Below are 25,356 nucleotides of genomic sequence, written 5' to 3' on the forward strand. Positions count from 1 at the left end.
TCGAAAACATGGCCAGCCCCCGTCATTTCCCCGATTCCGCCTGCTCCAGCTGTTTGGCCCGCTCAGCGGCCAGATCATTGACGTAGCCCTCGACCTGCCGTTCAAACCCGGGCACATCCTGAGGCCTTGTGGGAACAGCTGGCACAGCGGGAACAGCCACATCCGAAATGGCCTCCGGCTTCTGAACCTGGGCTGGCGCGCCGCCGCCCAGTTGACGGGCCACGAGAAGCCCCACCACCAGAAGAGCCAGCAACAAAACCACGAGTCTCATGAGCACCCTCTTCGTTCAAGGTCATCGAGTGTTCGAACCGGGCACATCCCGGTCCGTCTGACCCGGATCATTCTGCCGGTTTCTGGGGCCCGCGGCGCCCCTCTACAATTCGCGCCCCCAAGCCATTTCCCCGAACCCCGACTTCATGAACATCACTGTCAACCCGGAACTCAAAGCCTATATCGACCCCTTGACCCCGGAGGAACACGAGGCGCTGGAGCGCAGCATCCTGGCCGAGGGCTGCCGCGATGCGCTGGTGCTCTGGGGCGATGTGCTGGTGGACGGGCACAACCGCTACGGCATCTGCCAGCAACACGGCCTGCCCTTCGAGACGGTGCAGAACCCGCGCTTCCAGTCCATGGAAGACGTGCACCTGTGGATGATCGACCAGCACCTGGGGCGCCGCAGCGTGTCGGACTTCCAGCGCGGCGTGCTGGCGCTGCGCAAGCGCGAAATCATCGCCGAGCGGCGCGCCCGGTTTCTGGCTGCGCCGCGCGAGGATGCCCAGCCCGAGCCGGCCGAGCAGGACGCACCATTTGCCACCCCGGCGGCCGCAGCGCCCGTGCCGGAGCCCCGGCCGCTGAACAGCCGCGAAGACATCGCCCGGGCGGCGCGGCTCAGCAGCAGCCAGGTGGTGATGATCGAAAAGATCCAGAAGCAGGCCGAGCCCGAGCTGGTGGCAGCGCTGAAGTCCGGGGCGATCTCGCTCAACGCGGCCGCCGCCGTGGCCAGCTTGCCGGCCGAAGAGCAGAAGGCCGCCGCCTTGGCCGGCAAGGACGAACTCAAGCTGGCGGCCAAGCGGGTGCGCGAAGCGAAGCGCAAACCGTCGGAAGCCGCGCCCGATCAGCCGGCCGACGAAGCGGGCGATGAACTGCAGCGCTTGCGCAACCAGGTGAGTGAACTGCAGACCGAAAACGCAGCGCTGCGTCAGCAGCTGGAGGCTTTTCGCTCAGGGCACGAGGTGCCGTTCTGACCCTGATCCGGGTGGTTCAGATTCTCGGGTTCTTCGGTGTGTCCGTGGTGGGCTTGCCGTCGTCATCCAGATCCGTGTTCGGCTTGATGGCCGGCGAACCCGCGCCTGGAGCGTCGTCGACGTTGTCTTCCACCATGTCCAGAAATTCATCGACTTCGTCGGTGGAGTGCCTGGATGGCTCAATGTGGGCCGTTTTCTGGCTGGTCATGGTGTTTCCTTTCGGTTGGGGGGCGGGACCGTTGTCTGCCAATCGCAGAGCCCCCATGGGGGCAGGATTGACGCCATCTGTCTGTTCGCCAGCCAACAATCAGGGGTCCTGCTGCATCCGGAACTGCCTGGCCGCAAAAGCCCAGACCATGCGCGACGCATCCGGCCCCTGGCCGTCGCTGAAGGCCTTGCTCGCAGCGCCACCGCTCCACGCGTGGGCCAGGCCGCTCACGGCGACCAGCGTCGCCACCGTGCTGCCCTGGCGCTTGAAGTCGGTGACCGACATCGGGTAGCGCTGGCCCCGTTGCACGCTGCGCGCCTCGCTCGCCTTCGCCCCCGCCGCGTCGGCCCAGACCTGCGCTGCGGCCTGGCCGTTCTTGGGTGAGACCACGGCGTCGGCGTCACCGTGGATCACCAGCAGGGGTGGCCAGTGGGCCTCCATCGCGTTCGGCGTGGTCATCAACGGGGTCGTGACGCGGTGGCCGTGCATGGCGCCCAGCGCCGACAGGGTGGAGTGCGCGGTGCCGGGTGGAATGCCCGAATGCATGACAACGGCCTTGAAACGCCCCGGGTGCCGGGTGACCAGCAAGGCGGCCATGCTCGCGCCGGCCGACAGGCCGGCGATGGCGATGCGCGCCCGGTCCACGGGATGCAGCAGACAGACCTGGTCGACCGCCTGCATGATCAGGGCGGCTTCGCCATAGGCACGGCCGGTCTTGGTGTCGAACCAGTTCCAGCAACCCTGCCCGTTGGCGAGCCGGTCTTGCTCGGGGTAGAGCACCAGAAAACGTTCGCGCATCGCGATGCGGTTCATGCGCGTGCTGGCCGCGAAGCTGTTGGCGTCCTGACCGCAACCATGCAGCATCACCACCAGCGGCAGCTTCTCGCCGAACCCGACCCCTGGCGGGCGGTAGACCCTGAAGCGCCGGGCGCCGGCCGCGCCCATGACGACGCCGGGCATCCACGCACCGGCACCGGGCGGCGGCGCGCGCTTGGCCACCGCGGGCTTGAGGGACTTCTTGAGCGCCCGGGTACTGGAAGCGGTGGCCAGGCGTGTCATCGCCTTGAGGCTCCGCTCGAAGCTTTTGGCCCAAGCGGACGGGCGTGATCGTTTTTTCATTCGGGTCATTCTGCGCTGACCGGGGTGCGTGCGCGAGCGCACAGACCGACCTGGCCCGTGCCCTTACGGCCGAAACACCGGACCCCCAGATGGTCCAGGCCCAGCGCGACATCGACGCTGGCCTGGTCGACACCGACATGCACGCGACCCCCGGCCTGGATGCGGAGCGCCGCGCCCGCCTGGTGCCCGGCCCCGGCGGCAAGCCGCCACGGTCCTATCGTTGATCGAGAAAGGCGTGAACCGCTCGCAGCTCGATCTCAAAATCGGCCATCAGCGGATCGAGCACCGAGATGTGTGGCGCGGGGCGTGTGACGGCGGTCTTTTCGATGTCGGCGCAGATCTGCCCGAGGCGCGCCGCACCAATGGCCCGTGCGGTCGACTTCAGCTTGTGGGCGAGATCCGACATGGTCTGCACCTCACCGCCGGCGTGTGCCCTGGCCATCGCCAGCGCCGAGCCCGTGGTGCCCGCCCGAAAGGCCGCCAGCACCTCCTGCACCACCTGCGGTTCATCACCGAGCAGATCGGCCAGCACGCCGAGGTCGACCGGTGGCGAGGCGGTGGATGACGCCACTTCGTCAGCCACGGCCCCGCTCGGCCGCGTTGCCGTGGGCTGCAGCCAGGCATTGATGGTCGATTTCAGCTGTGCCAGGCGAACCGGCTTGCTCAGGTAGACGTCCATGCCGGCCTGGTGGCAGCGCAGTTCTTCCTCGCGCAGGGCGTTCGCGGTCAGGGCGATGATGGGCAGGCGCGGACCACCACCCTCCTCGGCACGCACCGCGGCGGCCAGCGTATAGCCGTCCATGATCGGCATGTGCAGGTCGGTCAGCAGCAGGGCATGGCCCCTCTGGCGCCAGCAGGCCAGGGCCTCGGCACCGTTGGCCACCATCTCGGAGCGGTAACCGAGCAGCGAGAGCTGCTGGGCCAGCACCTTCTGGTTGATCTCGTTGTCTTCGGCCACCAGGATCAACGGTTTCGCTTCGTGGCGGTTCGCATCAGGCTGCGGCGCCGGATGCCGCGGGACCGGAGCGGCGTCCACCTCGGCGAGCGGCTCGACCGGTTCTTGCGCCGGCTGGAGCCGGGCCGCCAGGGCCACGCCGTGCAGGAATTTGTCGCGGTGCAGGCATTCACCGTACAACCACATCGGATCCGACATTTGCCGGCGCGGCCGGCGCTGGCTGCCCCGCTCGATGACCACGAAAGTCAGCACCAGCTCGGGGCGCTCCGACCCGACGGCACGGCAGGCCGCGAGCAACGGGGCGCTGCCTTCGATGGCGTCTTTGGCGTCGGCGATGACGACGACGCACCGGCCCGGGTCGACACGCCGCAACCACGCCTGGGCCTGCGCCACGGTCTGCCGGCAGGTCGTGGCGGCGCCCGCGTGGATCAGGTAGTCGGCCAGGTCGGCGGCCGGACCGGCGGCAGCGCCGACCACCAGACAGGGCAGCCCTGCCAGCGGCTGCGGCATCGGGGCGGGCTTCGTGTCGTTGTCGGCCGGCACCCGCACGATGGGCAGGCGCACCGTGAAGGTCGATCCCTCACCCGCCGCACTGCGCACCGTCACTTCGCCCCCCATCAGCGTCAGCAGGCGGTGCGAAATGCTGAGCCCCAGCCCGGTGCCGCCGAAGCGCCGGGTGGTGCTGGCGTCGGCCTGGGTGAACGGCGAGAACAGGCGTGCCTGGGCGTCGGGGTCCATGCCGATGCCGTTGTCGGACACCTCCAGCGCCAGCGTGTCGTCGCCGCCGGGGCCGGCCACGCGCAGGGCGCGCAAGGACACCGAGCCGGGGCGCGACAGCCCGTGGCTGAACTTGATCGCGTTGCCGACCAGGTTCATCAGCACCTGGCGCAGCCGCGCGGCGTCACCCAGCATGCCTGGCGGCAGGCGCGGATCGGTGTACAGGTGGAGGCCCACACCCTGGTTCACGGCCAGCGGGTACAGGGCATCGCTGACCCCCTCGACGACCGCCGTCACGTCCATCGGCTCGTGATCGATGTCGAACTGGCCGGCTTCGATTTTCGAGAAGTCCAGCACGTCGTCGACGATGGCCATCAGCGCGTAGGCCGATTCGCGCGCGGTCTTCAACAGGTCGCGCTGTTCCGGGTCCAGCCGGCTCTCTTCCAGCACGTCAATCATGCCGACAACGCCGTTCATTGGCGTGCGGATCTCGTGACTCATCGTCGCGAGGAAAGCGGACTTGGCGCGGTTGGCCTGCTCGGCCAGCTCACGCGCCTGCTCCAGTTCCAGCGTGCGGTGGCGCACCCGCTCCTCGAGCCCGGCGTTCAGCTCAAGCAGTGCCTGTTCGCTGCGGCGGCGTTCGCTGATGTCGCGTATGACGGAGACAAAGTGCGTGAAGCCCTCGCCGGCCGTGGCCACCGGTGTGATGTCGATCTCGACGGGGTACTCCCGGCCATCCTTCGTGGACCGCATCAGCTCGACGTGCACCGGCGCGAAACGGTCGACCGCGTCGCGGATACGCGCCAGCTCGGCCGCATCCGTCGAGGGGCCGTCGAGCAAGCCGGGCGACCGGCCGATCACCTCCTCCCGCGCGTAGCCGGTCAGGCGCACGAAGGCATCGTTGACGAACACGATGCGCCGGCCGTGCTGCAGTTCGGGCGCCGGCTCGGTGATGATGACGACGTCGTTCAACTGCGCCACGCTGGCTTCGAGCAGCTTCAGCTGCTGACGCGCCGCGCGGCTGGCGGTGACGTCGCGGAAGTACACCGACAGCCCGTCGCCCGACGGGTGGCAGTCGACACCGAACCAGGCCTGCAAAGGCAGGAAAAAGGCCTCGAAGGTGACGCCTGTTTCGCCGTTCATCGCGCGCTGGTAAGAGCGGTCAAAGACCGTGCCCACCGCTTCGGGGAAAATTTCCCAGATCACACGCCCGAGTGTCGTGTCGCGCTTGCGCCCCAACAGCCGCTCGGCCTCGCGGTTGAAGTAGGTGAAGCGCCAGTCGCGGTCGAGGGCGAAGAAGCCGTCGCTGATGCTTTCGAGCGTGTTGCTCAGCCGTTGCGCCAGCTTCTGCGTTTCCAGCGCCGCCAGCTTGCGTTCGGTGATGTCCTGCAGCGCGCCCTGGATGCGCACGATGCGGCCCTCGGCGTCGCGCACCGCTTCGCCGATGGTGCGCACCCAGAAACGGCGCCCGGTGGCCGATATCTTCTCGGCTTCCAGGTCGTAGGGCGTGCCGGACGCAATGCAGCGCTGGACGGCTTCCTGGACAGTGGCGCGGTGCTCGGGGACGAAGGCGGCCAGGCCCAGCTCCATCGAGGGCGAATAGCCGGCCGGTTCGTCGTGCAGGCTGGCAACCATGTCGGACCAGTGCAGGCGCCGCTGCGTCACGTCGAAAGTCCAGCCGCCGACCTTGGCGCTGCGGCCCGCGATGTCGAGCATCGCCTTGCTGTCGCGCAGCGCCTGCTCGGCGAGCCTGTCGTCGGTGATGTCGCGGGCGATGCCGATGACGCCGATCACCTCTCCGCGGGCGTTGCGGTAGGGGGCACGCGTCGAATTGAAGATGCGCCGGCCGCTCACGCCGGTGAGCCACTTCTCGGAGGTGTGCACCTCCCCCGTTGCGAGCAGCGTGCGGTCGTTCTCGACGATCTGCGATGCCTCCGCTGCGTCGTACAGGTCCCGGTCGTCGCAGCCCAGGATCTGTTCGACCGTGCGCCCGGTGAAACGGGCCAGTGCGCTGTTGCACAGCAGATAACGGCCCTGCAGGTCCTTGACGTAGACAACGTCGGGCGTGCCGTCGGCCACCGCTTGCAGCAGTTCCGCACTGCGAAGGGAGGCCTGTTCGGCACGCGCCCGGTCGCTGACGTTCACATGCATGACCACCGCGCCGGCGCGTCGTCCCGGCTCCAGCGGAGCCGCCGTCAGGAGAAAGCGCCGTTGCTCCTGCGGCGAGTCGCAGGGGTACTCGATCGCGAGGGTGCTGCGCCCGCCCGCCAGCACGGCGCGCAGCGCGGCTGCCACGCCCGGGTTCAGGGCGGCGTCCGGGCTGGCGCCCGGGTCGAAGACGTCGAGGTAGTTGCGACCCACGCCGTGGTTGGTATCCCGCAGGCCGTTCGCGTCACCAAAGCGCTTCCACGCCTCGTTCACCGCGACGATCACGCCGTCTGCATCAAGCAACGCGACATTCGACGGCAGCGCGTCGAGCATCGCGGCCCGCTTCCGGGCTTCCTGGCGACGCAGCTGTTCCAGGGCGTTGAGCAGCAGCTTGCTGCCAGCCCGGTTGGCCACGGTGTCGATCTCATCCGCTGTCAGCGCCTGCAGCTGCTGGTCCACATCGTGCAGGGTGTCGATGAGCGCCGCGATGCGCGCCTGGCGGCCCCGGTCGGCGTCGGAAGGCACCACCGGCATCACAGGCCGCTACGCGGCTGGCTCAGGGCGCGCGCCGGGTTCGCGGCATTGCCGGCGGTGGTGGCTGGAGAGAGCGGAGCGGTCATGGGATTGTTTGCAGGGAATCGAACGTGTCGGTCTGGCCGAGCATCATTGTTTCAGCGATCGGCGTTGCAGGCTACACAGAAAACGCCGGAGGAAGGGATACGCCGTCGAAAGCCCCATACGCAGCCGTACCTATTGGCCATGATCACCGCCCGGCGCACCGGATTCGATGCGCATGACGGCCGAGGTCAACAACCGACCGAGCAGGGAGCGCATGAACGCATCGTCATCGACCACAAGGACCATCGGGGACACGGGCACGCCGTCTGGGGGGGTGAAGCCGGTTGGAGGGGCGCACCCCTTGTGTGACGAACTGTTGCATTCAGCATGGCGGGCGCCAGCCAGCGTCTGTGCGACAGCACACCCACCCCGGTCCCTGGGGTGTGCGCAACCGCACAGACCGGGGGCAACGGCGAGTCAATGATGTCTTTTCCAGCCCCGGAACCCGCTTCCAGGCGCCCTCGCCCACCTTGAAAGGCCCGTTCCATGAACCGCCTCGCTGACCTGCCCGTCACATCCCAACCGCCTGTCCTGGCGTCGATCCCGGTCCAGTCGCCGGTGCCCGGACCCTGGCCCGAACCCGAACCGTCCCTGCCACCGGGGCAAGCGCCGTCACCCGACGGCGTGCCGCTGCCCCTGGAGCCGCTGGACATACCGCCTCAGATCCCACCCGAAATCCGCGAGCCGCACCAGCCCGGCGAGCACCTCCCCCTCAGCACCGACCCGGGCCTTTCACCCCCAACGCGTCACTGACGCACAGGAGAGCCATCATGAATCCATCCACTTCTCCCCAGGCAAAGCCGGTACCGCTTGACGGAGACCTCGCTGAGCAAGCCCGTCCCGGCCACGGCATTCCGTCGCAGGATCTGAACCCCGCAGCCCAGTCGTTGCTGGAACCCGAGGAAGCCCGGCGCGAGGCCAACTCGGTGCTGACGGGCGGCGGCGTGGTGGCCGGTGCGGCCGCGGGTGTTGCCGTCGGCAGCGTGGTCGCGGGACCCGTGGGTGCGGTGGTGGGTGGCACGGTGGGGGCCGTTGCGGGCGCACTGGGTGGCGCCGCGGCCGGCAGCCTGGTGGGCCCGGAGGATTCGAGCGCAGTCGGTCAAGCGCCAGCGCAAGCGACTGCAGTCCGCGCGGGCAACCCCGCAAAACCTGTGGCCACACACGCCACCAACCTCAACCCGGAGACAAAGATGCAACTACTCAAAGACGTGATGAGCCACGACGTGCAGGTGATCAGCCCCGAGGCAACGATCCAGGAAGCCGCTGCCCGGATGCGGGACGACGGCTTCGGGATGCTGCCCGTCGGCGAGCACGACCGCATGATCGGCGCCGTGACCGACCGCGACATGGCCGTGCGTGCCGTCGCCGAAGGCAAGGGCAGCGACACGCTGGTTCGCGACGTGATGTCGGAAGACGTGATCTGGTGCTATGAGGACGACACCGTGGAGACGGGTGCCGACAAGATGAGCCAGTATCAGGTCAGGCGCCTGCCTGTGGTGAACCGCGAGAAGCGCCTGGTGGGCATCGTGTCACTCGGCGACTTTGCCGTCGCAGCCGACGACATCCAGCCTACCGCTGATGCACTGGTCGGCATTTCGCAGCCCTAGGCCTGGCCGATGAGAACGGGCGCCTGATGCGGCGGTCCCCTTGCCCTGGCTCGGGGACTTCTCCATCAGCTTGCTGAGCGGGGTGGTGGCCATCGGCATCTCCCGCGCGACGCCGCGCAGCACGATGTCGCGGTCGGTGATCACGCCCGGTCACGCGCGCGCCTTCAACGATCGGCCATGCGCCGACGTTCAGCGCCTCCATGGCCTTGACAGCAAGCAACACCTTGCTCGTCCATTCGGATTCGCGCGGAGGCCGCGAGTGCAGATTGTTGAATGGCGGTCTTGTTGGCGTCGGTGAGATGGCACACAGAACCCGGGCAAGGGGAGCCCTTCAGCCTTGTTGGCTCTGGGTCATGCGCTCGCAGTATTCGCGCATCTGCTCAGGCAGATCCTCCGGGCACAGGCCGCAGTGGCGGTTGCCGGGCACGGCATGGTCGATGAACTTGGGGTACGGCAGGTCGAGCCCGGCCATGAGAGTCCTGAACTCTTCCAGCGTCCGGCCCTGCCCCAGGCGCGGATTGCGGCTCTTCTCCTGGCCGATCGTTGAAACGCGACGTTGCTCGTAGTCGTGCGCCGGATAGACCAGCACGTCATCGGGCAGGGCGAACAGCTTCCCGGTCACGCTCTGGTAGAGGGCTGTGGCGTCGCCGTTCTGGAAGTCGGTTCGACCACAGCCGTCGATCAGCAAGGCGTCGCCGCTGAACAGGCGGTCGTTGCCATGGTCGATGCACCGGTAGGCGAAGTGACTGTCGGTGTGCCCAGGTGTGTGCAGCGGGTCCACGGTGATGCCACCGAGTTGCAGCGGTGTGCCCTCCTCGATGCCCACGTCGACACAGGGCAGACCGTCCATCGCGGGCGCGGCGATCTGGCTGCCGACGCGCTGCTTCAACTGCAGCGCCGCGGTGATGTGATCGGCGTGGATGTGGGTGTCGAGCGTCAGCGCCAGCGTGAGCCGCAGCGACTGCAACACCTGCAAGTCGCGGTCGATGGCGTTGATGACCGGGTCGATCAGCATCGCCTGCCCTGTGGTCTCGCAGGCCAGCAGGTAGGTGTAGGTGCTGGACACGGGTTCAAACAGTTGCCTGAAGATCATGGTCGGCTTTCCTTCAACGGCTTGAATGGCTTCGGCGGGCCGATGGCGCCGAGCACTTGGCCCGCCACCTCACGGCCGTACATCGAATCCTTTGTGGCGTGGAACGCCTGCTGTGTGTCCTGCACGCTGCCGGTGTAACGCGGGTCCTGCGGCCGCTCGTGGCTGTTCATGTACAGCGCCACGTCCCACGCCTGCTGGTCGGTCAGCGTGCCGGGCAGGCCCAGCGGCATGTTGGCTTTGACGAAGGCGGCGGCGTTGCTGATACGCCCCATGCCGGCACCCCAGTTGAACGAGTCCGTCCCCCAGAGCGCCGGGAACACCGCGTAGCCGTCCGGGGTGCGCTGCCCTGCGCCATCGGCGCCGTGGCAGAGCAGGCAGTTCTCGGCGTAGACCTTTTCGCCGCGGACGAAGTCGGCCTTTTGCGCCGGCGGGGCGAGCGGCGGGTAGCCGCGGCCCGCGATCTTCGGGTCGAGCGGTGCGCCGGATGCGAGCCAATACGCGTAGCTCTCCAGCGCCACCAGCTCCGGCGCGCCGAGCGGCGGTGCCCGTCCGTTCATGCTGTACTCGAAACAGCCTTGCAGGCGCTGCTGGAATGTGGTGACGCTCTGGGTCTTGCTGCGGTAGGCGGGGTAACTCACGAACGCGGCCCACATGGGTGAAGAGTCCGCCAGGCGCCCGGCGTCGAGGTGGCAACTGACGCAGCGCAGGCTGTTGCCGACATACGCACGCGCGGCGCGGGGCGTATCGATGAAGATTTCGCGGCCGCGACGGATCACGTCACCGAACTCGCCCGCCGGTATCTCGGACTCCAGCGGCGGCTGGAACACCACGTCCGCGCCGGGCGTGGCTGCCGGCGCCGTGAGTTCGGCTCGCGGTGGATCCCCCACCAGGTCATTCGATGCTCGCGGCGCGGGTGCGGCCACGCCGGGCCGGGCGCTTTCCCGCCTGGTGGCCCACCGTTCGCTGTAGGCCTGCATGCCGAAGTAGTGAAACACCCCGCCCGCATAGAGGCCGACGCCGATCACCAGCACCGCCAGTGCGCCGCCGACGTAGAGCCGTTGACGTGCCGTGATCATCGCGCGGCCCTCGATGGCAGCGAAGCATAGTGATCGGCCACGGCGCGCACCTCGGCCTCCGACAGCTTCCTGGCGACGTCGGCCATCAGGCCCATCGGGCCGGGCGGTCGTGCGCCGGTTTTCCACGCCGTCAACTGGTTGGCGAGATAGGTCGCGCTCTGCCCGGTCAGGGCCGGGAAGTCCGGGCCCACGCCGCGCCCACCCGGGCCGTGACATTGCTCGCACGCGGGCAGCTTGTCGGCCCAGCGGCCGCGCGTGGCCAGGGTGGCGCCGACCGAGGCAGGCGCCGGCGCCGCCGCAGTGGCTTGCGGGGAAGCCGTGGGCGGGGCTCCGGCCGGTGCAGCGGGGGCGGGCAACGCGGCGTAGTACGCAGACACCTCAGCCCCATCGGCAAGCGACAGGGCCTTGGCGATCGGCATCATCACGTCGTTGACCCGCGTGCCGTCCGCGAAGGCGGCGAGCTGGCGTTCCAGGTAGGTCGCACCCAGACCGGCCAGGCGTGGAAAACCGGCCTGCGCGACACCCTCGCCGGCAGCGCCATGGCAGGTCTGGCAGGCCGGTGCGGCCCCCAGGCCCGTTTTGGCGATCGCCGCGCCGTCGGCATGACAGCTGACGCTCAGCATCAGGCCCAGGCCGAGTCCGAGAATCCACCTATCTGCGTTCATGTTCGGACTCCTTGGGCAACTTTCGCCCGCTTGGCGTGATGCATCGACCGTTGCGACAGTGCGGATTTCATGGGTGTGGGTCGGGAAGTGCCATGCCCATTGCATGGGCAGCGCACTGAACGGTAGTGTCCCGAGGAAGGCGAGTCTGTGGGGTGGCGCACACAACCGTGGCCGCCAAGGGCATGGCGAGGCGGCCTGTTCGTCGTGGCGCCGCTGGCGCCCCGAAGGGTCCACCCGGTCAGACCGCCACCACGCTGCCGCGCACCTGGGTGCCGCGCGCGAACTGCCGTGGAGACCGGCGGATGGGTGGGCACGATGTTCCACAGGTGCTGCATCGTCACATGGCCGGGCAGAATGGGCGCGCCGTAGCGCCAGCCGCTGGAGAACGCCAGGAGCGTGCCCGCCGCGGCAGCGATGGCGTCGAGCAGCACGTTGTCCATCGACGCTTTGAGCGAGGTCGAACGGTCGAGGAAGTCGCGGTGCGGGGCGACGGTCTCCGCCACCCGCTGGGCCATCTCGGCGGCGAGCCGGGCGTCCTGTGCGAAGCCAAGGTGCGACACCACCACCAGATCCACCCTGTCGACGCTGCGCAGCCTGTCGATGTGGCCCGGGAGCTCGGTGTTGCCCAGCGTGAAGCGCACCCCTTCGGAGAAACTCGGCGGCATGCCCTTGTCGCCGTTGTCCAGCGCCAGCACTTCCCCAGGGTGCTCAGCGCGCACCCGCTTGAAGATACGGGCGATGCGCCTCTGTGCGGTGGCGAGCCCGGTGAAGTTCGGAGAACCTGCCGATGGCCAGGTGTTCAGCGCGGCCCGAAGATGCCAGGCAGGTCGGACTCCGGCGCGCCCTGGCGCATCTGCACGCTGCCCTTGCTGTCCTTCCACACCAGCGCCGGGGTCGCTTGCAAGCCGTAGGTTGCCATCAGGGCCGCGTTCGCATCCAGCTGGGTGGCCAAAGCGGCAGGAATCACCGCCAGCGGTTTCAGGCTGTCGTCACCGAGGGGCTTGGGTCGCCCGCTGGCCAGCGTCTTCGCATTCGATGCGACGTGCGCACGTTCATGTGCCTCCAGCGCGGCAGCCGGCTGCCTGGCCCCCATCAAAGCGGCCGCCTTGCCGGCGCTGGTCGGCGTCAGGATGCCGACCATGACGTGACGCAACTGCACCTTGCCCGCATCGACCCACGGTCGTGCGTCGGCCCACAGCTTGTTGCAGTAGGGGCAGTTCGGATCGGTGAACACATAGACCGTTCTCGGCGCGTCCTCGCGGCCGTCGGCGATCCAGTGGCTCTTGGCGAGCTGGCCCCAGATCGAATCGGCCATCGGCTGGGCGACGACTTTTTCCAGGGCGGTCGTGGTGAGGTTCCTGCCGGTGGCGTCGAACAACGATCCGGCGATCACGTGTTTGCCGTCGGGCGTCAGGTAGAAGGCGATCGGTTCGGTGCCCGCGTGCGCGGCGTAGGCGGTCATCCCGCCCGGACTCGGGAACGTGCCGATGATGCTCAGCCCCTGTTTCTGCAGGGCCTGAAGCGGCGCGGGAAGCGGCGGGGCTGCGAAGGCCAGCGAGGCAGCAGTCGATGCGAGGGCGATCAGAACGACCACGGTCGAGGTCACGATGACGGACGGCCGGGGTTGCACGGCGGAAGGGGTGTTCAGAGGGTTCATGGAGGTGTGGGTTGTTGTTTCAGGGGTGAGGCGGCGCGAAGACTGGTCAGGCGCTGGGTGAGCGTGGCTTGTGACAGCTCGCCGATGCGGGTGTCGGCCAGCCTTCCCTGCGCATCGAAGAACAGGGTGGTCGGCAAGGCGCGGTGGCCCAGCGCCGCGCCGGTTTGATGCTGCTGATCGACCAGCACATGGCGCAGCGTCAGGCTGTGACGGTCCAGGAAGGCGGCAATCGTGCGGGCCTCTTCGCCCTGGTTGACGAAGACGATGTTCACGTCCGGGTTGGCGGCCTGTGCTTGCTGCATCACCGGCATCTCGCGCTGGCAAGGCGGGCACCAGGTGGCCCAGAGGTTGACCACGGTGGGCTTGCCTGCGAAGCCGGCGAGCGCCACGGGCCGGCCGTCCAGCGAACTCAGGGTCAGCGGCGGCAAGGGCGCTGCCGAGGACGCCATCAGGAACGTCGCGACGCCACCGAGCAGCAGCACCATGCCGGTGGTCAACACAGCGGCGACCACGGGTTTGCGCAGGCCGGTCTGTCGGTATGCGCGTTGCAGGCCGAACAGCAAGGCCACCACAAGGCCCGCTGCCGGCTCCCAGCCACCGTCGCGGATGTCGAGGATGCTCAGCGGGAGCTTCAGGTACTGTTCGCGCCATTGCCAGACGAAGGCGAGTCGCGCCGCGACCAGGCCGACGAGCAGCATGTGCGTCAGCGTCGGTTCGACCTCGGTGCCCGCGGACCGCGCCAGCCGCCGCGCGACGAATCCGCCAAGTGTGATGGCCAGCAAGGTCAGCAGCAGCGAATACGGCAGCGACAGCGGACCGATCTGCAGGGCCTGGTTCATGTCGGCTCCTCCATGCCGGGCGTTCGTGAAGGCGGCTGTCGCTGCAGGAACTGTTCGACGGTGAACTCACCGACCAGGCGGGCGTCGCGGCGCTCGCGCCCGGCGCCATCGAACAGCATCACGGTTGGCGGGCCGATCACCTGGTGCGTGCGCATCAGTTCGCGCTGGCGCGCGTCGTTGGCGGTCACGTCGGCACGCAGCAACAGCACACCGGCCAGCGAGCGCTGCACGCGAGGGTCTCCAAAGACCTCCTTCTCGATGGCCTTGCAGGAAACGCACCAGTCGGCATAGAAGTCCACGAGGGTGGGTTGCCCCGCGGCGCGCGCGGCAGCGAGCTTTGCTTGAAGTTCGGGTTCGCTGGCGATCGCTTCGAACTGCAAGCCCGCCGTTGCTTGCTCAATGCCTTTGGCCGACGCTGTGGCGAACGTCAGTGGCCGCCAGGGATCCCCGGCGCCGCCTGCCGCGCCAAGCACCATCGCGCTGCCCCAGAGGCCGGCCAGAACCGCGAGCGTGCGGGTCGCGAGCCGCAGCGGCGACCCGCTGGCAGCGACGCTCGAGGCGCTGCGCGAAGCCGCATGAACCAGCGTCACCGCGACCGCCAGCAGCAGCGCACCCCACATCAGCAAGGCGGCCGGTTCCGGCACCACGCGTTCGAACATCCACACCGCCGTGCCCAGCAGCAGGAAGCCCAGCGTGCCCTTCACGCGGTCCATCCAGGGCCCCGGCTTGGGCAGGAAACGCGAACCCAGCGTACCGGCGATCACCAGCGGCGCGCCCATGCCCAGGCCCAGCGCCGCCAGCAACAGCGCGCCCTGGACCACGTTGCCGCTCTGGGCGATGTAGAGCAGCGCACCCGCCAGCGGCGCGGTCATGCACGGCCCGACGAGCAGTGCCGACAGCACACCCATGGCCGCCGCACCGGGCAGCGATCCGCCGCGCAGGCCGCGGCTCGCACCATCGAGCCTGTCGCGCAGACGGGCCGGCAGTTGCAAGGTGAAGACGCCGAACATGCCGAGCGCGAGCACGATGTAGACGCCGCCCAGAACGAGCACCGTCCAGCGGTTCTGCAGCATCGCCTGCAGGTTCGCACCCGCGAGCGCAGCCGCCAAGCCCAGGGCCGAATAGGTCGCCGCCATCGGCAGCACGAACGCCATCGACAGCGCGAACGCGCGCCGCGGGGGCGCCTGGCTGCCCACCACGATGCCGGAGACGATGGGCAACATCGGCAGCACACAGGGCGTGAACGCCAGCGCGATGCCGAGCAGGAAGAAGAGCGGCAGGGTCCAGCCGAGCGAGCGTTCGCCGAGCCACTGCGTGATCTGGGTGTCGCTACCGGAAACGCTGTTCCACAGGCTGGTGGCGCCTGGCTCTTGCTGCCGTTCCGACAGATCAGCGGGTGCAGCGGTAGCAACAACCGACGACAGGCTGGCGACCTGGATCGTCTCGGTCTGCGGCGGATAACACAGCCCCGCGTCGGCGCAGCCTTGCCAGGTCACGTCGAGTGCGGGGGCACCGGCATGCGCCACCTTCACCGTGACAGCGTCGTGGTAGACCTCCATCACGCCGAAGTTGGGGTCGTCCTTACGGACGCCGGGCGGGCGTTCGGTCTCCATGGGACTCCCGGACGGGGATGCCGTGACCGCCATGCGGTCGCGGTACAGGTAGTAGCCCGGCGCAATGGACCAGGTCAGCTGCAGCCCGCCGGCATCGGACTTCGTGGCCGACAGGCGAAAGGCCTGCTCGGGCTGCAGGAACTCTTCGGCGGCGTGAGCCGGCCAAGCCACGCCCCACAGCAGCACCAGGGCGGCGAGCGCAGCGCGCAGGCTGCTTCGAAAGCGATCGGGAAGGTCGGGCATGGACTGGTGTCAGAGCGTGACGGGATGTCAACGGAGGGCCATCCTTGAATACCGCGATTAAGGCGGCGTTAACGACCCTCATGGCCTGTCGCCACCCGTGCTTGACGCCCCCAGCCACCATAATCGCGCCATGAATTTCATCGGCCCCTGCGGAGACAGCCGTGCACGTCTTGCTGATTGAAGACGACCGCCTCGTCGCCAGTGGCATCGTCGCCGGGCTGCGCCTGCTCGGCGTGACCGTGGATCACGTCGACACCGCCGCGAAGGCGCGTGCGGCGCTCGGCACGTCGCACTTCGATGTCTGTGTGCTCGACCTGGGCCTGCCCGACGAAGACGGCATGGCGGTGCTCGCGCGCTGGCGCGCCCAGGGGCAGTCGATCCCGGTGCTCGTGCTGACGGCGCGCGATGCGCTAGAACACCGCGTCGCGGGCCTGCGGGCCGGTGCCGACGATTACCTGCTCAAGCCCTTCGAGCTCGACGAACTGGTGGCCCGGCTGCACGCGCTGGTGCGCCGCGCCAGCGGCCGCAGCAGCGACCTCGTCGAACACGGCAATCTCTCTTTCAGCGCTTCCAGCGCCGAGGTTCGGCTGCATGGTGTGCGGGTCGATCTGTCGCGGCGCGAGCTGGCGTTGTTGCGCGCGCTGCTGCAGAACCCTGGCCGCATCCTGAGCCTGGAGCAACTCCAGGCCAGCCTCTACGGCTTCGATACCGATGTGGAAAGCAACGCCGTGAACGTGCACATCCACCACCTGCGCCGCAAGCTCGGCCCCACCATCGTCGAGACGGTGCGCGGCCTGGGCTACCGGCTGGGCGAGGCGGCCGCTGGCGAGGACCCGCGGTGACGCTGCGCCTGCGCCTGGTCGCCATCATCGGCTTGTCGCTGACGCTGCTGTGGAGCGTCGTCGCGGTGTGGATGTTCATGGATGTGCGCGAGCAGCTGCGCAGCGCCCTGGACGAGCGCCTGGCGGCCTCGGCGCGCATGGTGGCCGGCCTGGTCGCGCGCCTCCCGGCGGAGCGCCTGCAGGTCAGCGGCCCCCCGGTGTTGCCGCTCGATGTGATCGCGCGCGACGGCCTGGCGTGCGAGGTCAGCCTGGTTCGCGGCGAGGTGGCGGTCCAGCCGATCGCGCGCACCGCCACCAGCCCCGGCCTGGAAGGTGCGTCGCTGGGCTACAGCACCTCCGTCTACGGCGGCAAACCCTGGCGCACCTACGTGCTGCAAGTCGGCGAGGTGCGCATTGCCACCGCCGACCGAACCGATGCGCGCGCAGACCTGCTGCGCGAGATTGCGCTCTCCGCAGCGGTACCGTTCGCCGTGGCGATGGCGGGCAGCCTGGTGCTGCTGTGGATCGGTGTCGGGCGGGGCCTCGCGCCGATCGAACGGGTGCGCAAGGTGCTGCTGGACCGGCGTGCGGATGCCGAAGCGCCGTTGCCCGCCATCGATGCGCCGCCCGAACTGCAGCCACTGATCGACACCATCGCCCACCTGCTGGTGCGCGTGCAGGACGCGATCGAACGCGAGCGGCGCTTCACCGACAACGCCGCGCACGAGCTGAGAACACCGCTGACCGCCATCAAGACGCATCTGCAGGTGTTGCGCCTGGCGTGCGGCGAATCGGGTTTGCATGGCGCCGCGGGCGAGGCGCTGGCGAATGCGCAGCAGGGCGTCGCGCGGCTGCACCGCACGCTCGAACAGCTGTTGTTGCTGGCCCGGCTCGAAGGCGCGGCAAAGCCCGAGTCGCCACAGCGGGTCGATGCGCTGCATGCAGCGCTGCTGGCGATCGACGATGCCTCGGCCGGCGTCGCACAGGGCGTTGCATCCAGCGGACCGCACGTCGAGTTGCAGGCAGCATCATCGGCCGCATCGCTCGCAGTGCCCGAGACCTTGCTGGTGTCGGCTTTGCGCAACCTGCTCGACAACGCCCTGCGGCATTCACCCAGGCCGGGCTCGGTCGTGCTGCGGATCGAACGGCTGCCAGGTCAGGTGGCGTTCTGCGTGCTCGACGAAGGACCGGGCATGACCGATGCCGAACGGGCACAGGCGGCGCAGCGGTTCTGGCGACGCGGCAGCGGCGGTGCGGATGGCGATACCGGCAGCGGCCTGGGCCTCTCCATCGTCGACGCCATCGCAAGGCGCTATGGCGGCGAGTTGCACCTGGCGCCGCGCCCGGTTGCGGGCATGGAAGCCCGGCTCTGTTTTCCGTCCGAACGGTGTGAGCGTCCCTGAACCTGAGCAACTGCCGACGAAGCGCATTCCGAGGACGGGCTCACACCCTCCAGTGCATACAAGGGCTCAAAACCGGGCCTGGCCCGATTCCTCCAGCCGCACGGCGGGCTCTGTCTGTGCCAGCGTCATCCACACATGAAACGGCAGGCGCTGAATGGCGCGGCGCGGCGCTTCGCGGGCAATGCTGAGCTCGCCGTCGCGCGCGTACATCACGCCGCACTCGGGCGGCACCTCTTCGGGCTGGGCGATGGGCCGGCCCCTGGCGTCGTGGCCGAGCACGTACCAGCAGGCGCTGGCCATGCCCAGGTACGCGGCGCGCTTGGCGGGCTTCTTCAGGTCGCCCAGCAGGTCGGCACGGCTGACCTTGATCTCGTGCACCACCGGCTCCAGGTAGGACTCGACCGAGCTGCGGCGGATGGAAAACACATCGGGGCAGGCCATGCACCAGGCGTGTTGTGGCTCGTTGGGCTGGGTGGTCGCTTCGGATTCAAAAACCGCCAGCTGCGCCGCCCAGCCGGGCGCGGGCTCTGCAGCTACCGGCGCTGCGGCCTCGCCCAGCAGCAGCGCGCGCGGCAGCGGCACGCGCAGCATCAGCCCACGCCAGGCCAGGCGGCCCGCGCGCGTCATGGCCACCGCGACCTGCTCGACCAGGGCCTCGTGCGGCGTGCGCGCGGCCTTGTTGCTGGCGAACACGCGCGCCAGCGTCTGGATGCCGGCGTCGGTCACGCGAAGGGTCTCAAAGCCATCGGCGGACACCCGGCGCTCCAGCAAGCCGGCCGCCAGCAGCTCGACCTCGACCATGTCGGCGCAGGGCCAGCCGGCCGAGCGGTAGATGTCGCGCAGGCGCCGGTGGTGCTGGCGGTTGAGCGGGGGCGGTTCGGGGGAAAAGGCGGACTCCATGAACTGACTATATATCCAGTACCATGCCCCTCACAAGATGAGCCCGACCGAGAACACCGCCACGCCCCGACTGGTTGACGAAGCCGCCGCCGACGCCCCGCTGGGCGCCGTGGCGGTGCGCACGCTGTGCGATTTCGCAGCGCGCCGGGGCGACCTGGATCTGCGCTTCACGCCCTCGCCTTCCGGCAGCGAAGGCGTGGCCGGCCATGGCGAGGTGACGTCGCGGCGCGGCGCGGGCTACCAGCGCGAGGTGCCGCTGGCCAGCCAGTGGCACGGCCTGCGTGTGCAGGGCCGGGCGGACGGCTGGGACGCCAGCGTGATGCACCTGGAAGAGATCAAGACGCACCGCGGCGACGCGGCGCTGATCGCAGACAACGCGCGCGCCCTGCACTGGGCGCAGGCCCGGGTCTACGGCTGGATGCTGTGCGAACAGCTCGGGCTGGAGCGCATCGAGCTGGTGCTGGTGTACTTCAACATCGACACCGGCCAGGAGACTCCGCTGTCGGAAACCCAGAGCGCCAGCGCCCTGCGCGCGCACTTCGAAGACCTGTGCGAACGCTACAGCGGCTGGGCCCGGCAGGAGCGCGCGCACCGCAGCGCGCGCGACGCCGCCTTGCGCGCCCTGGCCTTTCCCTTCCCCAGCTTCCGCGCCGGCCAGCGGGCGCTGGCCGAAGCCGTCTACCGCGCCCACGCGGCGGGCCGCGTGCTCATGGCGCAGGCGCCGACCGGCATCGGCAAGACGGCGGCCACGCTGTTCGCCGCGCTCAAGGCCGCGCCCGCGCAGGGACTGGACAAGCTCTTCTACCTGACCGCGCGCACCACCGGCCGCCAGCTCGCGCTGGACGCGCTGGCACGGCTCGGCGCCGCCGGCCACCCACCCGCGCGCCCGGCGCTGCCGCTGCGCGCGCTCGAACGCGTGGCGCGCGACAAGGCCTGCGAACACCCGGACAAGGCCTGCCACGGCGAGTCGTGCCCGCTCGCGCGCGGCTTCTACGACCGCCTGCCCGCGGCCCGCGCCGCCGCGGCGCAGGCCGGCTGGCTGGACAAGGGCGCGCTGCGCGAACTGGCGCTGGAACACAGCGTGTGCCCCTACTACCTGGGGCAGGAGATGCTGCGCTGGAGCGATGTGGCGGTGGGCGACGTGAACCACTTCTTCGACATCGGCGCCCACTGGCACGGCCTCACGCTCGAACACGGCTGGCAGAGCGCGCTGCTGGTGGACGAGGCGCACAACCTGATCGAACGCGCCCGCGCCATGTACAGCGCCCAGCTCGACCCTGCCCCCTTCCAGGCGCTGCGCCGCAGCGCGCCGGCCGCGCTGAAAACGGGCCTCGACCGGCTGCACCGCCAGTGGAACGCGCTGGCGCGGGAACAGGCGGGGGACTACACGGTGTTGCCCGAACCCCCAGGCGCATTCACCGCCGCGCTGCAGCAGCTCTGCGGCGAGATCGGCGACCACCTGGCCTTGCACCCGCAAGACGCCGCGGGTGGTCCGCTGCAGGCCTGGTTCTTCGATGCGCTGCACTTCCAGCGCGTGGCCGAGCTGTACGGTGACCACACGCTCTGCGACCTCACGCGCACGCCCCACCCCGCCCCGGGCACGCGCGTGGCACAACCGCTGATCAGCCTGCGCAACCTCGTGCCCGGCCCGCTGCTGCAGGACCGCTGGAGCGCCGTGCGCAGCGCCACGCTGTTCTCTGCCACGCTCGCGCCCATGGACTACGTCGCCGACCTGCTGGGCCTGCCGGCCGACACCCTGCGCGTGGACGTGCCCTCGCCGTTTGCCGGTGAACAGCTCGCGGTGCGCGTGGCGCCGCACATCTCCACCCGCTGGACCGACCGGCTGGCATCGCTCACGCCCATGGCCGACACCATGGCGGCGCAGTTCGCGGCCGAGCCCGGCAACTACCTCGCGTTTTTCAGCAGCTTCGACTACCTGGCGCAGGCGCTCGACCGGCTGCAGCAGCGCCACCCTTCCATTCCGGTCTGGGTGCAGTCGCGCGGCATGGGTGAGCCCGAGCGCGAGGCTTTCATCGCCCGCTTCACCGACAGCGGCCAGGGCATCGGCTTTGCCGTGCTCGGCGGTGCGTTCGGCGAGGGCATCGACCTGCCCGGGCGCCGGCTCATCGGCGCCTTCATCGCCACGCTGGGCCTGCCGCAGGTGAACCCGGTGAACGAACAGCTCAAGGCCCGGCTGCAGGCCAGGTTCGGCCGCGGCTACGACTACACCTACCTGTTCCCCGGCGTGCAGAAGGTGGTGCAGGCCGCGGGCCGCGTGATCCGCAGCGAACAGGACCACGGCACGGTCTGGCTGCTCGACGACCGCTACGCGCGCGCCGAGGTGCGGCGGCTGCTGCCGGCGTGGTGGCGGGTGCAATACCCATCCTGATCCTCACACCGCGCTGGTGGCTTCGCGCCTTGTGCTCGCTGCCATGGCAAAGCCGCCTAGCGGTAGCTGGCGAGGTGGATGCTGGTCTCGGTCGAGCGGATGCCGCTGATCAGGCGCACGCGCTCCAGCACGTCGGACAGCTCTTTCATCGAGCCCACCTCCAGTTCGGCCAGCAGGTCCCAGCGGCCATTGGTGTCGTGCAACGCCGCCACGCCCGGCTCACCCAGCAGGCTGGCGATCACCAGCCGGGTCTGGTTGCCCTCGACCTGCACGCTCATCCAGGCGCGGATGCGTTCGGGCTGCGACTCGGGCCGCAGGCGCACGGTGTAGCCCACGATCACCTGCGAGTCTTCCAGCTTGCGCAGCCGGTTGGTGACGGTGCCGCGCGACACCTGGAGCTTGTGCGCGAGGTCGGCCACGGCGAGCCGCGCGTCCTGCCGCAGCAGGGCAATGAGTTGCTGATCGAGCTGGTCCATGATCAAAACGCCAATCAAGGTTGCCGAATGGGTGGATTTTCTGCCATTTCTCTACTTTGTTGCCGATTTTCATTGTCTCGCTCCACCGGCAAACTCTGGGGACCGGTTGGCGGACTTCTGTTCGCACCGTTTTCCGCACAACACGAGACGACCATGAAGAACACCGCACTCACCCAATTCCGCGGCACCGGCACCCTGTACCTGAGCGCGCCCGAAGCCGCCGAGCTGGTCCGCCGCCTCGGCCTGCCGCACTGCCTGCAGCACATGGCACAACACATCCGCGCCGACTTCCTGCGCTGGGCCGATTTCGACAAAACCGCCCGCGTGGCCGCGCACTCGAAAGACGGCGTGATCGAACTCATGCCCGTGGCCGATGACCACCGCTACAGCTTCAAATACGTCAACGGCCACCCGGGCAACACGCGTTTCGGCATGTCCACGGTGATGGCCTTCGGCGTGCTGGCGGACGTGGACACCGGCGCCCCGCTCTTCCTGAGTGAGCTCACACTCACCACCGCGCTGCGCACCGCCGCCATGTCGGCGCTGGCCGCCCAGACACTGGCGCGCCCCGGCAGCCGCGTGATGGCGTTGATCGGCAACGGTGCGCAGAGCGAGTTCCAGGCCCTGGCCTTCCAGCACCTGGTCGGTATCGAAGAACTGCGCGTGTACGACGTGGACCCCGCCGCCAGCGCCAAGCTGGTGGCCAACCTGCAGGGCAGCGGGCTGGAGATCACGGTGTGCCAGAGCACGGCCGAGGCGGTCAAGGGTGCCGACATCGTGACCACCGTCACCGCCGACAAAGCCATGGCTTTGATCCTCACGCCCGACATGATCCAACCCGGCATGCACCTCAACGCCGTGGGCGGCGACTGCCCGGGCAAGACCGAGCTGCACGGCACCATCCTCGACGCGGCCAAGGTCTTCGTGGAATACGAGCCGCAATCGCGCATCGAAGGCGAGATCCAGCACCAGCCCGCGGACTTCGCCGTCACCGAACTCTGGCAGGTGCTGCGCGGCGAACGCGCCGGCCGCGACAACGCAGAGCAGGTCACCGTGTTCGATTCGGTCGGCTTCGCGCTGGAAGACTTCTCCGCCCTGCGTTTCATGATGGACAGTGCGGTCCGGCTGGGCATGGGCGAACGCATCGCGCTGATCCCGCAGCTGGCCGATCCGAAGAATCTGTTTGGCATGCTGGCCGCGCCCGTTTCGGTGTCGGAACGGCTGACGCAGATCGCCACCACCGCACACGCCTGAGCGGCGCGCGCTTCAGCGCGTGAGCGACATGAACAACTGCGGCAGCCGCTCGGGCAGGCGCTGCACGTTCTCGATCACGGTGTGCCGCCCGCCGAAGATGTCGCCCACGTAGGCGTCGGCCTTGGGGTCGAGGCTGATGCAGTGGGTGTAGATACCGTCCTGCCCGAGTTCGCGCACGGCCTCGCGCGCGTCTTCGATCAGCGTGCGCTCGTCGGGTGTGTCGATGTCGCTGGGCTGGCCGTCGGTGAGGATCAGCAGCAGCTTCTTGTCCGTTTTGCGTGCGCCGAGGTAGTGGCCCGCGTGGCGCAGGGCCGCGCCCATGCGGGTGGACCAACCCGCTTCGATGTCCGCCAGGCGCCCCTTCACGTCTTCATCAAAGCCTTCGTCGAAACCCTTGATGTGCTGGTAGCGCACGTCGTGCCGCGTGTTGGAGTGAAAGCCCGCGATGGCGAAGGGATCGCCGAGCTGTTCGATGGCCCAGGCCAGCAGGGTGACGGCTTCGCGGCTGAGTTCGAGCACGGTCTGTTCACTGCCAGCGGCCGGCTCGTTCAATGACTGCGACAGGTCGAGCAGCAGCAGCACCGCGATGTCGCGCCCGTCGGTTCGGTGGCTCATGTTGATGCGCGGGTCGGGCGCGGCGCCGCTCTTGAAATCGATCAGGGAGCGGATCGCCACGTCCAGGTCGAGCTCGCTGCCCTCTTCCTGGAAACGGATGCGCACTTTGTCCTGCGGTTTGAGCAGATCGAGCAGGCGCTTGAGCTGCTTGGCCAGCGCCGCGTGGCGCGCGAGGATGCGGTGGATGTCGGCGGGGTTGCCGCTCGGTTGCAGGCGCTCGTAGAGGCTCACCCAGTCGGGCCGGTAGGTCTGGCTGGCCGGGTCCCACTCGGGGTAGTGGCGCGGCGGCAGGCCGGGCACGTCGGGCGGGGTCTCGCGTTGCCGAGGGTCGTCGAAGCTCTCTTCTTCGTCACCGGCCTCGATGTAGATCCACAGGTGGCGGTTGTCGTCGCGGTAGTCCACCTCGGTGTCGGTGAAATACACATTCGGCTGCTGGTCGCTCTGGCGGCGGATGCGAGCCACGCACAAGAGCGCGAGGCTGGCCATCTCTTGTGTGCTCGACTCGCCCGCGGCCAGCGCCTGGTGGAAGCGCTGACGGAAATGAAGCAGGTCCGGATCGGTGTAGCCGTGCTGCGCATCGAGCATGGCGCGCGAGAGCATGGCCAGGCGGTGGCGCAGGCACGAGTGTGTGGCCGGGTCGCAGGCGCCCTCCAACGGGCGCGGGTGCAGGCGCAGCAGCGTGCTGCGCAAGCCAGGGTATTCGCGCAGCAGCAGGGTGTCGATGCGCGCGTCTTCAAACATCTCCACCGCCAGGCGCTGGAACGGGCTCCAGTTGTCGGCCACCTGCGGCAGGCTCCAGCGGCGGTGGCCGGCCATGTGGGCGAGCGCGGCGCGGTAGCGGTCGATGCCGCGCACGCCCGCGCGGTCTTCGTACACGTCGGGCAGGCGGATGCCCAGGTCGTCGAAATACGGCTGGCTGTGGTGCGGTGCGCTGAGTGAAGCGCTGTCGTCACCCAGATGGGCCGTGGCGTAGGGCACCAGCAAGGCTTCCTCTTGCCACAGGGCCTGGAGGTACAGGTCGAGCACGCGCGTGTGGTCGGCCAGCAGCGTGCCGCGGCGCTCGCGCTGCAGCACGGCCTTGGCGTCGGCCGACCGCAGGCTGAAGTAGTCACGCTGGCGCTCGGGGTGGTGGTGGTAGTTGCGCACGCCGTATTCGACCCAGCGCTTGAGCCCGCCCACGCTGAGCAGGCCCAGCAGCTGCGGCGCACGCTCGAAGAACAGCGGCAGCCCGGGGCTGGCAAAGGTCTTGTGGTGGCCGTGGATGGAGCCGGTGGTGCGCTCCATGAAATCGAGCGAGAGGCTCAGGTAACGCTGGAACGGCTCACGCGAAGGCAGTCTTCTGGCGACGGCCGCCAGGCTCTGCAGAAAGGGCGTGATGGCCTTGCCGTTGGGCGACTTGTAGAGCGTGTGGATGGTGGCCGCGATGGCGGGCAAGGCGTCTTCACCGAGCGAGCGCGCGATCTGCGGCCACTCGGCCAGAAAGATCAACATCGGCTCGACGCCGCGGCCCAGCTTGCCTAGTGTGCGCGCGTAGTCGATGTAGGCGTCCAGCCCCTCGGGACTGAGCACGCGCACCGCATCCACCAGGCACGCCTCAAACACCGGATCCACCTCGGGAAAACGCGTGTCGAGCCGGGCGCGCCAGGCCTGCAGGTGGTCAGCGGGCATGTCGGTGGCGGCGGTGGTCATGCCGGGC

The 25,356-nt window shown here is 69.0% G+C and carries 22 protein-coding genes and 1 pseudogene; 9 read left to right on the forward strand and 14 right to left on the reverse strand.

The features are described from left to right. Nucleotides 1–22: 22 nt before the first annotated feature. Nucleotides 23–271 carry a hypothetical protein gene (locus AC23D4_RS09535; protein ID WP_472888368.1) on the reverse strand — a complete coding sequence of 83 codons (249 nt, stop codon included), beginning with the start codon at nucleotides 269–271 and terminating at the stop codon, nucleotides 23–25. Nucleotides 272–416: 145 nt separating this feature from the next. Here AC23D4_RS09535 and AC23D4_RS09540 point away from each other — a divergent pair, with 145 nt between their 5' ends. After that, nucleotides 417–1,244, forward strand: coding sequence for a ParB N-terminal domain-containing protein (locus AC23D4_RS09540; protein WP_472888369.1), 828 nt, complete (start codon nucleotides 417–419; stop codon nucleotides 1,242–1,244). A gap of 16 nt (nucleotides 1,245–1,260) precedes the next feature. Here the strand turns inward: AC23D4_RS09540 and AC23D4_RS09545 are convergent, their stop codons facing one another. Together AC23D4_RS09545 and AC23D4_RS09550 are read right to left on the reverse strand one after the other, a co-directional pair. Beyond that, nucleotides 1,261–1,452 (reverse strand): hypothetical protein, encoded by a 192-nt coding sequence (locus AC23D4_RS09545; RefSeq protein WP_472888370.1) that lies wholly within the window; start codon nucleotides 1,450–1,452, stop codon nucleotides 1,261–1,263. 99 nt (nucleotides 1,453–1,551) lie between these two features. Further along, entirely contained in the window at nucleotides 1,552–2,571 is a 1,020-nt protein-coding gene (locus tag AC23D4_RS09550) for an extracellular catalytic domain type 1 short-chain-length polyhydroxyalkanoate depolymerase (protein WP_472888371.1), read from the reverse strand. Nucleotides 2,572–2,660: 89 nt separating this feature from the next. Between AC23D4_RS09550 and AC23D4_RS09555 the strand changes: the two genes are divergently transcribed. Then, complete coding sequence (locus AC23D4_RS09555) at nucleotides 2,661–2,795, forward strand: hypothetical protein (RefSeq protein ID WP_472888372.1); 135 nt, start codon at nucleotides 2,661–2,663, stop codon at nucleotides 2,793–2,795. Here AC23D4_RS09555 and AC23D4_RS09560 read toward each other — a convergent pair. Beyond that, entirely contained in the window at nucleotides 2,786–6,916 is a 4,131-nt protein-coding gene (locus AC23D4_RS09560) for a PAS domain-containing protein (RefSeq protein WP_472888373.1), read from the reverse strand. The genes AC23D4_RS09555 and AC23D4_RS09560 overlap by 10 nt on opposite strands. Nucleotides 6,917–7,495: 579 nt before the next feature. On the opposite strand from AC23D4_RS09560, the gene AC23D4_RS09565 reads away from it, so the two are divergent. The 3 genes and pseudogenes from AC23D4_RS09565 (at nucleotide 7,496) to AC23D4_RS09575 (ending at nucleotide 8,616) form a co-directional block, all read left to right on the forward strand. Beyond that, entirely contained in the window at nucleotides 7,496–7,762 is a 267-nt protein-coding gene (locus tag AC23D4_RS09565; protein WP_472888374.1) for a hypothetical protein, read from the forward strand. Between the two features lie 17 nt (nucleotides 7,763–7,779). Beyond that, nucleotides 7,780–8,124 (forward strand): annotated as a pseudogene (locus tag AC23D4_RS09570) (hypothetical protein); the annotation flags it as partial. A gap of 96 nt (nucleotides 8,125–8,220) precedes the next feature. Further along, nucleotides 8,221–8,616, forward strand: coding sequence for a CBS domain-containing protein (locus AC23D4_RS09575; protein ID WP_472888438.1), 396 nt, complete (start codon nucleotides 8,221–8,223; stop codon nucleotides 8,614–8,616). A gap of 331 nt (nucleotides 8,617–8,947) precedes the next feature. Here the strand turns inward: AC23D4_RS09575 and AC23D4_RS09580 are convergent, their stop codons facing one another. The 7 genes from AC23D4_RS09580 to dsbD form a co-directional block, all read right to left on the reverse strand. Next, complete coding sequence (locus tag AC23D4_RS09580; protein ID WP_472888375.1) at nucleotides 8,948–9,709, reverse strand: MBL fold metallo-hydrolase; 762 nt, start codon at nucleotides 9,707–9,709, stop codon at nucleotides 8,948–8,950. After that, complete coding sequence (locus AC23D4_RS09585) at nucleotides 9,706–10,785, reverse strand: c-type cytochrome (protein WP_472888376.1); 1,080 nt, start codon at nucleotides 10,783–10,785, stop codon at nucleotides 9,706–9,708. Before AC23D4_RS09585 ends, AC23D4_RS09580 begins: the two co-directional genes overlap by 4 nt. Next, the gene (locus AC23D4_RS09590; RefSeq protein ID WP_472888377.1) at nucleotides 10,782–11,450 is read right to left on the reverse strand and encodes a c-type cytochrome; all 669 of its coding nucleotides are present in this window, start codon (nucleotides 11,448–11,450) and stop codon (nucleotides 10,782–10,784) included. Before AC23D4_RS09590 ends, AC23D4_RS09585 begins: the two co-directional genes overlap by 4 nt. Continuing rightward, entirely contained in the window at nucleotides 11,447–12,145 is a 699-nt protein-coding gene (locus tag AC23D4_RS09595) for a hypothetical protein (RefSeq protein ID WP_472888378.1), read from the reverse strand. The genes AC23D4_RS09590 and AC23D4_RS09595 overlap by 4 nt, the downstream gene beginning before the upstream one ends. A 104-nt stretch (nucleotides 12,146–12,249) precedes the next feature. Then, nucleotides 12,250–13,107 carry a thiol:disulfide interchange protein DsbG gene (dsbG, locus tag AC23D4_RS09600; RefSeq protein ID WP_472888379.1) on the reverse strand — a complete coding sequence of 286 codons (858 nt, stop codon included), beginning with the start codon at nucleotides 13,105–13,107 and terminating at the stop codon, nucleotides 12,250–12,252. Continuing rightward, a complete protein-coding gene (locus tag AC23D4_RS09605) occupies nucleotides 13,104–13,946 on the reverse strand; it encodes a TlpA family protein disulfide reductase (protein ID WP_472888380.1) in 843 nt (280 codons plus the stop codon). Before AC23D4_RS09605 ends, dsbG begins: the two co-directional genes overlap by 4 nt. Beyond that, nucleotides 13,943–15,802, reverse strand: a complete 1,860-nt coding sequence (dsbD, locus tag AC23D4_RS09610; RefSeq protein ID WP_472888381.1) for a protein-disulfide reductase DsbD — start codon at nucleotides 15,800–15,802, stop codon at nucleotides 13,943–13,945. The genes AC23D4_RS09605 and dsbD overlap by 4 nt, the downstream gene beginning before the upstream one ends. A gap of 161 nt (nucleotides 15,803–15,963) precedes the next feature. Between dsbD and AC23D4_RS09615 the strand changes: the two genes are divergently transcribed. Then, the gene (locus AC23D4_RS09615) at nucleotides 15,964–16,644 is read left to right on the forward strand and encodes a response regulator (RefSeq protein ID WP_472888382.1); all 681 of its coding nucleotides are present in this window, start codon (nucleotides 15,964–15,966) and stop codon (nucleotides 16,642–16,644) included. Continuing rightward, complete coding sequence (locus tag AC23D4_RS09620) at nucleotides 16,641–18,026, forward strand: sensor histidine kinase (protein WP_472888383.1); 1,386 nt, start codon at nucleotides 16,641–16,643, stop codon at nucleotides 18,024–18,026. Before AC23D4_RS09615 ends, AC23D4_RS09620 begins: the two co-directional genes overlap by 4 nt. A 66-nt stretch (nucleotides 18,027–18,092) precedes the next feature. Here the strand turns inward: AC23D4_RS09620 and AC23D4_RS09625 are convergent, their stop codons facing one another. Next, nucleotides 18,093–18,926 (reverse strand): hypothetical protein, encoded by an 834-nt coding sequence (locus AC23D4_RS09625; RefSeq protein ID WP_472888384.1) that lies wholly within the window; start codon nucleotides 18,924–18,926, stop codon nucleotides 18,093–18,095. A gap of 37 nt (nucleotides 18,927–18,963) precedes the next feature. Between AC23D4_RS09625 and AC23D4_RS09630 the strand changes: the two genes are divergently transcribed. Beyond that, nucleotides 18,964–21,315, forward strand: a complete 2,352-nt coding sequence (locus AC23D4_RS09630) for an ATP-dependent DNA helicase (RefSeq protein WP_472888385.1) — start codon at nucleotides 18,964–18,966, stop codon at nucleotides 21,313–21,315. A 56-nt stretch (nucleotides 21,316–21,371) separates the two neighbouring features. Here AC23D4_RS09630 and AC23D4_RS09635 read toward each other — a convergent pair whose 3' ends face one another. After that, nucleotides 21,372–21,791: an Lrp/AsnC family transcriptional regulator gene (locus AC23D4_RS09635; RefSeq protein ID WP_472888386.1), complete on the reverse strand. Its 420-nt coding sequence runs from the start codon at nucleotides 21,789–21,791 to the stop codon at nucleotides 21,372–21,374. Between the two features lie 153 nt (nucleotides 21,792–21,944). Between AC23D4_RS09635 and AC23D4_RS09640 the strand changes: the two genes are divergently transcribed. Then, on the forward strand, nucleotides 21,945–23,045 hold the full coding sequence (locus AC23D4_RS09640; protein WP_472888387.1) for an ornithine cyclodeaminase: 1,101 nt from the start codon (nucleotides 21,945–21,947) through the stop codon (nucleotides 23,043–23,045). 12 nt (nucleotides 23,046–23,057) lie between these two features. On the opposite strand, the gene AC23D4_RS09645 is transcribed toward AC23D4_RS09640, so the two are convergent. Further along, nucleotides 23,058–25,349, reverse strand: coding sequence for a nitric oxide reductase activation protein NorD (locus AC23D4_RS09645; RefSeq protein WP_472888388.1), 2,292 nt, complete (start codon nucleotides 25,347–25,349; stop codon nucleotides 23,058–23,060). Between the last annotated feature and the right edge of the window lie 7 nt (nucleotides 25,350–25,356).

It is taken from the genome of Hydrogenophaga sp. L76, assembly GCF_057654755.1.

Excerpts from the sequence above, each read along its gene's own strand:
- dsbD (WP_472888381.1), bottom strand. The coding sequence starts at position 15,802 with ATGCCCGACCTTCCCGATCGCTTTCGAAGCAGCCTGCGCGCTGCGCTC.
- AC23D4_RS09645 (WP_472888388.1), bottom strand. The coding sequence starts at position 25,349 with ATGACCACCGCCGCCACCGACATGCCCGCTGACCACCTGCAGGCCTGG.
- AC23D4_RS09545 (WP_472888370.1), bottom strand. The coding sequence starts at position 1,452 with ATGACCAGCCAGAAAACGGCCCACATTGAGCCATCCAGGCACTCCACC.
- AC23D4_RS09625 (WP_472888384.1), bottom strand. The coding sequence starts at position 18,926 with ATGGAGTCCGCCTTTTCCCCCGAACCGCCCCCGCTCAACCGCCAGCAC.
- AC23D4_RS09630 (WP_472888385.1), top strand. The coding sequence starts at position 18,964 with ATGAGCCCGACCGAGAACACCGCCACGCCCCGACTGGTTGACGAAGCC.
- AC23D4_RS09585 (WP_472888376.1), bottom strand. The coding sequence starts at position 10,785 with ATGATCACGGCACGTCAACGGCTCTACGTCGGCGGCGCACTGGCGGTG.
- AC23D4_RS09575 (WP_472888438.1), top strand. The coding sequence starts at position 8,221 with ATGAGCCACGACGTGCAGGTGATCAGCCCCGAGGCAACGATCCAGGAA.
- AC23D4_RS09590 (WP_472888377.1), bottom strand. The coding sequence starts at position 11,450 with ATGAACGCAGATAGGTGGATTCTCGGACTCGGCCTGGGCCTGATGCTG.
- AC23D4_RS09540 (WP_472888369.1), top strand. The coding sequence starts at position 417 with ATGAACATCACTGTCAACCCGGAACTCAAAGCCTATATCGACCCCTTG.
- AC23D4_RS09535 (WP_472888368.1), bottom strand. The coding sequence starts at position 271 with ATGAGACTCGTGGTTTTGTTGCTGGCTCTTCTGGTGGTGGGGCTTCTC.
- AC23D4_RS09550 (WP_472888371.1), bottom strand. The coding sequence starts at position 2,571 with ATGAAAAAACGATCACGCCCGTCCGCTTGGGCCAAAAGCTTCGAGCGG.
- AC23D4_RS09635 (WP_472888386.1), bottom strand. The coding sequence starts at position 21,791 with ATGGACCAGCTCGATCAGCAACTCATTGCCCTGCTGCGGCAGGACGCG.
- AC23D4_RS09565 (WP_472888374.1), top strand. The coding sequence starts at position 7,496 with ATGAACCGCCTCGCTGACCTGCCCGTCACATCCCAACCGCCTGTCCTG.
- AC23D4_RS09640 (WP_472888387.1), top strand. The coding sequence starts at position 21,945 with ATGAAGAACACCGCACTCACCCAATTCCGCGGCACCGGCACCCTGTAC.
- AC23D4_RS09580 (WP_472888375.1), bottom strand. The coding sequence starts at position 9,709 with ATGATCTTCAGGCAACTGTTTGAACCCGTGTCCAGCACCTACACCTAC.
- dsbG (WP_472888379.1), bottom strand. The coding sequence starts at position 13,107 with ATGAACCCTCTGAACACCCCTTCCGCCGTGCAACCCCGGCCGTCCGTC.
- AC23D4_RS09555 (WP_472888372.1), top strand. The coding sequence starts at position 2,661 with ATGGTCCAGGCCCAGCGCGACATCGACGCTGGCCTGGTCGACACCGAC.
- AC23D4_RS09605 (WP_472888380.1), bottom strand. The coding sequence starts at position 13,946 with ATGAACCAGGCCCTGCAGATCGGTCCGCTGTCGCTGCCGTATTCGCTG.